The 6,824-nt window shown below is 67.6% G+C and carries 6 protein-coding genes and 1 pseudogene; 1 reads left to right on the forward strand and 6 read right to left on the reverse strand.

Features of this window, described 5'->3' with window-relative positions:
* Positions 1-142: 142 nt before the first annotated feature.
* The 3 genes from G5C65_RS28320 to G5C65_RS28330 all read right to left on the reverse strand — a co-directional run bounded on the left by G5C65_RS28320 (position 143) and on the right by G5C65_RS28330 (position 3,142).
* A complete protein-coding gene (locus G5C65_RS28320) occupies positions 143-706 on the reverse strand; it encodes an avidin/streptavidin family protein (protein WP_165301864.1) in 564 nt (187 codons plus the stop codon).
* Positions 707-1,251: 545 nt separating this feature from the next.
* Positions 1,252-1,965, reverse strand: a complete 714-nt coding sequence (locus tag G5C65_RS28325) for a VOC family protein (RefSeq protein WP_165301865.1) — start codon at positions 1,963-1,965, stop codon at positions 1,252-1,254.
* An 841-nt stretch (positions 1,966-2,806) separates the two neighbouring features.
* Complete coding sequence (locus G5C65_RS28330) at positions 2,807-3,142, reverse strand: winged helix-turn-helix domain-containing protein (RefSeq protein ID WP_165301866.1); 336 nt, start codon at positions 3,140-3,142, stop codon at positions 2,807-2,809.
* A 172-nt stretch (positions 3,143-3,314) separates the two neighbouring features.
* Between G5C65_RS28330 and G5C65_RS28335 the strand changes: the two genes are divergently transcribed.
* Positions 3,315-4,457 carry an FAD-dependent monooxygenase gene (locus G5C65_RS28335; protein ID WP_165301867.1) on the forward strand — a complete coding sequence of 381 codons (1,143 nt, stop codon included), beginning with the start codon at positions 3,315-3,317 and terminating at the stop codon, positions 4,455-4,457.
* 744 nt (positions 4,458-5,201) lie between these two features.
* On the opposite strand, the gene G5C65_RS28340 is transcribed toward G5C65_RS28335, so the two are convergent.
* The 3 genes and pseudogenes from G5C65_RS28340 to G5C65_RS38685 form a co-directional block, all read right to left on the reverse strand.
* Entirely contained in the window at positions 5,202-5,579 is a 378-nt protein-coding gene (locus G5C65_RS28340) for a nuclear transport factor 2 family protein (protein ID WP_165301868.1), read from the reverse strand.
* A gap of 243 nt (positions 5,580-5,822) precedes the next feature.
* The gene (locus G5C65_RS28345; RefSeq protein WP_165301869.1) at positions 5,823-6,221 is read right to left on the reverse strand and encodes a hypothetical protein; all 399 of its coding nucleotides are present in this window, start codon (positions 6,219-6,221) and stop codon (positions 5,823-5,825) included.
* 376 nt (positions 6,222-6,597) lie between these two features.
* A pseudogene (locus tag G5C65_RS38685) lies at positions 6,598-6,824 on the reverse strand (hypothetical protein); the annotation flags it as partial.

Genomic DNA, 6,824 nt, shown 5'->3' on the forward strand with positions numbered 1-6,824 from the left:
GGCCCGCCCCGGCCCGTGACCGTCCCGCGCCGCTGTTCCCCGCCGGGGCGTGACGGCCGGCGTCCGGCCCCGGCGGGGAATTCCACAGGTGTGCTGTGCCTGCCCGGAAATACCTTTTCGGACGGCTTTCCCGTCGTGTGGATCAGCGGCCGGACGGCAGCAGGTCGGGAGCGGATATTTTGCCGTTGAGCTGCTGGGATTTCTGCGTGAGACTGGTCGGAGGCAGACCTCTGGCGAACTCGTCATGGCCCACCCATGTGGATTCCCACTCGTTGGCGGGCGTGGTGGAGCGTGTGAGCAGCCACTGGGTGTTGATCCGCTCCCCGCCCTTGCGGAAGTACTGACCGCTCCACGTCGTGTTCGAGTGTGCGTTGCGGAATTCGTTGCGCCACGACACCGTCCAGCCCAGCGTCGTGCCCTGCTTGCCGCCGGCAGGTTCCGCGTCGACGCGTCCGGTGAGGACGTAGGTGCGCTCGGCGTTGCCGACCGCCGACTCGTAGCTGCCGCTGAGCCGGCCGTCGTCTCCGACCTTCAGCTTCATGACGGACCCCAGCTGGTTGTGCCAGACACCGGCGAGTCTCTTGACGTCCGTGGACGGCGCGGCCTGCTCTGCCGCGCGTGGCCCTGCCGAGGCGCTCGCGGTGAAACCGACGAGCGCCAACAGGGGAACGAGGGCAGGGATCACGAACTTTCGTAAGTGGGGCATCGGTTCTCCTCTTTCGTCGGATTACTTCAGCACGGCGAGTTGGAGCGACCCTGATCTGACATCAGGGAAACAACCGAGGAAGTGCGGGAAATGCGGGCGATCTCTCCGGGAACTTCGAACCCTCCCTGTGAGGATCCTGCGATGCCCATCCCCTGTCAGCACCCCGGCCCCAGATCTTTGCCGCATTACGGCCGGCCCGGCCGTGGAGGGCGGAGGAGCGTGAAACACGTCAGGGAATCCCGACCTTGTCGGCTGCCTGCAACTCAGCAGGTCCGGTCATCAGGAGGGGCATACTCCGCGGACAGGGAGCATGCGCCTGCCTAGCCGAGTTGGGGGAATCTTCCCTCCTCCGAACAGTGGCATCACCCCCGCCTCGTTCCCGGGCGGCACGGGGGTTCCTCTTCGGGGGCGGAGCTGGTCGGCGTCATACCCCTGCTGTACCGCGTGGCGGCGCAGGCACGTGGACGGTTCAGCGGCACGAGCCCTCGACCCGTCGGAGGACGACACCACTCAGCCGGATGCGAAGCCGACCCACGAAACCGGCCTCACCGGTGCGTGAGCACGCGGAACCCGTTGCCGTCGGGGTCGGTCAGCAGCACCGTGCCGTCCTCGCCGTGGGCGGCGTCGGGACGCTTCGCTCCGAGGGAGAGCAGACGCTCGACCTCGGCCTGCTGGTCGCCGTCCGGAGCGAGGTCGAAGTGCAGGTCCTTGCCGGGGTCCGGCATCAACGGCGGACCGCCCCACGTGATCTTCGTACCGCCGTTCGGTGACTGGATGGCGGTCTCCTCGTCCTGGTCCCAGACCAGCGGCCAGCCCAGCGCCTCGCTCCAGAAGGAGCCCACGGCCTGCGAACCATCGCAGGCGAGCGCTCCGATGAAGCCGCAGCCGGCGAGAAAACCGCTGTCCGGCTCGATGACACAGAACTCGTTGCCCTCGGGGTCGGCGAGCACTACATGGGACGCGTCCGATCCCTGGCCGACGTCGGTGTGCTGCGCACCGAGGCCGAGCGCCCTGGCCACCGTCTCCTGCTGGTCCTCCGGGGAGGAGCTGGTCAGGTCGAAGTGCAGCCGGTTCTGCGCGGCCTTCTGCGCCTGGGCGGGACGGAAGCCGAGACGGTATCCGGCCGCGTTCCCGGACATCAGGGCGACGCCGTCGTAGAAATCGTCGGCCCTCTCCAGGTTCAGTACCCCGGACCAGAAGTGCGCCAGGTGTTCCGGCTGGTGCGCGTCGAAGGAGATTGCGATGAGTCGGCTGGTCATTGCACCACGCTTCCTTGGTCCGAAGAGTGCCAACCGTCGGCAGGGGCACCGTGCCAGCGCCTCGAACGAGGATAGGAGCCCGTGGGCGCCGTGGCCTTCCGATTTGTTCGCAAGGGGCGTCGTGGGGTGGTCAGTTGCCGAGAAGCCTGCCCCTCACGTCCTCCTCACCGATCACGTCGCTTCCGCCGAGGACGGAGGCGACGGTCAGTGCGTTGTCGTTGGAGTAACGCGCGCGGCCGGAAGCCGACGCGGGGGGCCGCGCACCAAGCCCTCCGAGTTGGACGAGACGGAGTCCCTGGACTTCAAGAACTGGCTGCTCGCCATCCTCGGTCTGTGCATGTCAGGTGCAGGGTGAGGACGGCCTGGACGAGGCTGGCCATGGCCTGTTCGACGAGTGCACGGATCTTCGCGGTGCCGCGGGCGCCCCCGGCAGCGCGGGCGACGCCCACAGGAACCGTCCCGCCGGGATGGCCGCATCGTAGATGAGCCAGTACGAGCAGCGCCTGCCGTCCGGCGGCCGGCCGGCGCCATCGCGGCCCTTGCGCAAGACGACGTGCGGTCGGCTCGCGGGCGAGGAAGCGCAGAGCGCAGGTGGACAGATCGGCCCCGGCTGGGTGGACAAGCATGCGGAAGCTCCTGGCAGGACGGCTCGGACTCGACACGCACCCGGCTACCAGGAGCTTCGCTACGCCCGGACCCCGTCCTCACCCCAGTGGCCCCGTTCCGCACGCGGGTTGAGGGACCCTCAGTGGGTGTTGGCGTGAGGGAGCGCGCGGGGAAGTGCTCGGCACCGATCACGAGCGCGGGACGGTGGCCGAAGCGACACCGATCCCGTTCGTGCTCAGCGAGGAGCGGTATCGCCCGGGGGCCCTGCTCCCAGGAGCGCGAGCAGCCCGGGAAACCTCTTCTCGACGTCCGCGCGGCGTAGTCGGATGCCCTTGCGGTTGCCGTAGTCGATCTCGTCGATGAGACCTGCCTCGCGCAGGACCCGGAAGTGGTGGGTCTGGGTCTGCTTCGAGATCGGAAGATCGAACGAGTTGCAGCCCCGCTCGCTGTCGCTGTGGTCGGCGGCCAACTCCGTCATCACCGAACGACGGTGCTCGTCGGCGAGGGCGCGAAACACCGCACCCAGATCGAGCACATCGGCCTCCGGGCCGTCCAGGTTCTTCCCGGCCACGCGGCACCTCCTTCAGGTACGTCTTGCATCGTACCTGAAGGGTGTGCTCCACTGAGGTACGAAATCGCTCGTACCTTGATTGGTGTGGCGCTGCCCCGTGCCACCGCTCCCTGCGACCCGGCCCGGCACTCGCCGGGAAACCTGGTCATCGACACTCCGAGAGGTCATCGTCATGAAGAAGCCCGAGGTACTGATAGTCGGTGCCGGAATCGCAGGGCCCGCACTCGCGCACTGGCTCTCCCGGAATGGCTACCGGCCGACGGTCGTCGAACATGCCCGGAAGCTGCGCTCCGGTGGTAGTGCGATCGTCGTGAAGGGGCCCGCGATCCCGGTCGCCGACCGCATGGGCATCCTCCCGCAGCTCCGCGGACTCGCCACCCGCAATCGGTCGCTGACCCTGCTCGACCCCGACGGCAGGCGAATCCTGCAACTCCCGCTCACCTCGGACGAGGCGCCGACGGTCGAGGTGACCCGAGCCGACCTTTCCGAGGTGCTCCACCGGTCGGCGCAGACCGAGGCCGAGTTCATCTTCGACGACACGATCACCGCCCTCGACCAGGACGGAGGTGGAGTCGACGTCACCTTCCGGCGGTCCGCGCCACGGCGCTTCGACCTGGTAGTCGGTGCCGATGGGATCCACTCCACCGTACGGCGCCTGGTATTCGGCCCCGAGCGGCAGTTCGCGAGCGATCTGGGCCTGTACGGCGCGACCGTCCCGCTGGAACCCGACGCCATCGAGGACCCGAGCGAGATGACGATGCTGACCGTGCCGAACCGGATGCTGGTCGTCCACCCCTCACGGACCACTCCGCTCGCGATCTTCACCTTCCGGGCCGCACGGCCGGCGCCCCACGACCGCAAGAACACCGCCCTGCACAAGCAGACCGTGGCCGACGCCTACGCCGACGTGCGGTGGCGGGCACCGGAACTCGTGGCGGCGTTCCTCGACCACCCGGCGCCGTTCTTCGACCCCCTGACCACCGTCCGGATGCCCTCGTGGTCCCGCGGACGGGTCGTACTGCTCGGGGACGCGGCGGCGGCGACAGCCCTGCTGGGCGACGGGTCCAGCATGGCAATGGCGGGCGCCTACGCCCTCGCAGAAGAGCTCGCCGCCCATCCCGGTGATCACGCCCGCGCCTTCGCCGCCTACGAGTCGCGGCTCCGCCGCGAGGTGGGCCCGCGACAGCGACGCGTCGGTCTGCTCTCCAGACTCATGGTGCCCCGCACCCGGCCGGGCCTCGCGGTACGCAACGCGGTGGGCCGCGCGGTCGGTCGTACAAACCGGATCACCTCTCGCGAAGCCGCGAACCGGTAGACCGGATCCGCACCGACCGGTCACCGGCCGATGCGGCAGGTCGGCTGCTGCCGGCCTCACCCACCGTTCCGGGCGCTCGCCAGACATGCGTGCTGCCGGTGACTACGCCCCCGCGACGCGGAAGTGAAGTGCTAGTGCCGTGGCCGGACAAGGCGTATCAAGGCGCCGGCGGCATCATCCGGGTGCCCTTCCGCGGCCTGCGTCTCAAGCTGCGGCAACGTCGGCACAACAGCTCCCGCGGAGACTCCGCTGTAGCACCAACCGGGTCACCGCCAGCATGAAGACCATCCCCACGCTTCATCACGCCTCAACCTGAGGTTGGGGAAAGCTCACTCTCGATCGCGTTCGCGCTGCAGGTGACCTAGCGGATCTCGACGTCGAAGGAGAGGAAAGGAGAGGAAGGGGTCATCTCGGCCCAGGCGTGGGACCACAGCTGTACACCTGGGCCAGGTGGGCCGATATCTCCCCGTGCGTGAGGCCCTTCGCGGACAGGGAGAGCACCATCTCGTCGATGCCGGAAAGGCGGCCGACATGATCGGTGATCTCCCCCCGGACGGACTCCAGCACCCGCTTGGTCAGCTGCTGCCGACACCGCCCCCGCAGCCGACTCGACAACCGGCTCCTCTGCGACCTCGTGCTCGGTGGTGGTGGTCTCGCTCATCAGGGCGTCTCCTTGATCATCGGATCCGCCGTTGATGAGGCACTCCCGGAGCAGGGGGAGAAGGACAGCGGCAGAAGGATGACTCAGGAGGCGGACGGCTCGATCTCCCCCGCGAAGACGATGACCTGGTCGATGAGGCTCCGTCGCAGATGGACGACGTCCGTTCCCGCCAGGCGGGGGCCTCCATCAGGCGTGGTGAAGACCCACTGGTACCGGGCCCATTCGTCAGGCATGTCCACCGCTGAGCAGCGCACCATCGTGCCGGTCCCCGCCGGGTGGCGCCGGATGTCCAGCACGAACCGCTCGACCGCCGCGATTCCTTCGCTGCGACCCAGCGGTCCCCAGAAGACCACGTCTGAGGTCAGGGCCTGGGAGAGCAGGGCAGTTACATAGATGTCGGCCGAGGCGTTGAATGCGGAGATGAACGTGTCGATCGCGGAGCGTGCGGTCTCTTCCTGCATGCCCCATTAATACCAGCCGTTTCGCGTGCGCTCGTCCCACGAGCCGCCTTCCGATCACGGTGAATCATCCCGGTCACAGCACTAGGTGAGGATGAGGGTGCCGTCGATCAGGAGCATGCACAGGATCGTAGAAGGGTGCGGACCCTGCTGAGGGAGGCAGAGCGCAGGTACGCGTTCGCAGGCCCATCACTTCGGCGCCTCACGGCGGGTGAGCCGTGGGCGCCGAAGATGGGATGGATGACGTCAGTGGATGGCCACGGAGAAGCCGGCGTTGGCGAGTCCCCCACTGAAATTCCGTGTGATCACTGCAAGGGTGTTCGCCCCGGGACAGTTCGAGTTCGTCCGTGAAACGTGAACTGTGTGCAAGGTGCTGAGGGAAGTCGCAGAGGGGATGGCCTTGGTGACATCCAGGTTGGTGTCCTTGAACGTGACGCAGTAGATGCCGGTCCTTGCCCGCTCGGTGGACTCGACCCCCTTGGTGTTCTCCGCGGAACCAGCGCTGTTAACTGTGGCGCCGGCCTGAACGTACGGAGCGCTGACGTTGTCCGCGGCTGCAAGAGCCACGCCAGTAGTTGTCGCTGCTACAGCGGTGAGCCCTGCCGCACTCAGGGCGAAAAAGCGAGTCTTGTTGCTTCGGAACATGGATCCCCTCCTGGTTCCCGCGTGTGCAGTTGCAGTACGTATGAGATAGTTCACTTTTAGCGACTCGCCAGAGGAGTGCCCATACTCCGCTCGATAGAGGTATAAAGCAGTCTCTAAACCCAAAATTTGGACACACGGCACGAGGGTGTCATGCAGCCTGAAACATCACCTGCATAGTTCGGCTCCACCGGCGGTGGTCTTCCGCCTCCGGGAGAAGTCGCGCCCACCGCGGAAGGCCGTTCGGGCGCAAGGAGCAGGAAGTGGCAGGCCGACCGCTGGCAGACGGTCTACTCCGTAGACAGGCGCCCCCGGCCAGCGTGAGCACCCCGAGCCGGTCACACCAGCCCTTTGACCTGCTACTTCAAGTTGGCGGAGGCTAAGTGGGATCCGGGCCACATGCGACCTGTGCGCCGAGCTCGCTCGCTCCCCGTGTGGCGACCAGGTTGACCGTGCCGTCCGGTTCGCGCGGCGTCGTGCCCCACGACGCGGGCGTGGCCGGGCGGGTGAAGTCGTCCCACGTCCATGGCTGAGCGCTGCTCGCGCGGACGCGCTCCCCGCCGACGCTCAGGTCGACGGGGAACACGGTGGCGCCGGTCGGCGGGG

Source organism: Streptomyces boncukensis, from assembly GCF_011045075.1.
Lineage (GTDB): Bacteria > Actinomycetota > Actinomycetes > Streptomycetales > Streptomycetaceae > Streptomyces > Streptomyces boncukensis.

Bases quoted from the DNA above. Each gene is read 5' to 3' on its own strand.
- G5C65_RS28320 (WP_165301864.1), bottom strand. From the start codon at position 706: ATGCCCCACTTACGAAAGTTCGTGATCCCTGCCCTCGTTCCCCTGTTG.
- G5C65_RS28325 (WP_165301865.1), bottom strand. From the start codon at position 1,965: ATGACCAGCCGACTCATCGCAATCTCCTTCGACGCGCACCAGCCGGAA.
- G5C65_RS28335 (WP_165301867.1), top strand. From the start codon at position 3,315: ATGAAGAAGCCCGAGGTACTGATAGTCGGTGCCGGAATCGCAGGGCCC.
- G5C65_RS28340 (WP_165301868.1), bottom strand. From the start codon at position 5,579: ATGCAGGAAGAGACCGCACGCTCCGCGATCGACACGTTCATCTCCGCA.
- G5C65_RS28345 (WP_165301869.1), bottom strand. From the start codon at position 6,221: ATGTTCCGAAGCAACAAGACTCGCTTTTTCGCCCTGAGTGCGGCAGGG.